Genomic DNA, 320 nt, shown 5'->3' on the forward strand with positions numbered 1-320 from the left:
GTTTTCATTGATCTGGAGAACGGTGTCGCAACGGGGGGCGGCGGCACGGACCAGCTTGTGGCCATCGAGAACGCCTTTGGATCGGCCTTTGCGGACACGATCTATGGCACCAAGGCCCATGGCAACCGGCTTGAGGGCAATCTCGGCAACGACACGCTCTACGGGCTTGATGGCGACGACACCATGCTCGGCGGCGACGGGGCCGACCGTCTGCTCGGGGGCTCGGGCGTCGACACGATGCTCGGCGGCGCGGGCGACGATTATATCGATGGCGGGCGCGGGCTGGACTATTACAACGGTGGCGACGGAGCGGACAATTT

The 320-nt window shown here is 64.4% G+C and carries 1 protein-coding gene; it reads left to right on the forward strand.

Annotated features, from left to right (window positions below):
• Window positions 1-320 (forward strand): calcium-binding protein (locus J1C49_RS21625; protein WP_370639455.1); only part of this gene is annotated, 320 nt, incomplete at both ends.

The sequence above is a fragment of the Cognatishimia sp. F0-27 genome, assembly GCF_020667845.1.
Classification (GTDB): Bacteria; Pseudomonadota; Alphaproteobacteria; order Rhodobacterales; family Rhodobacteraceae; genus JAFMPQ01.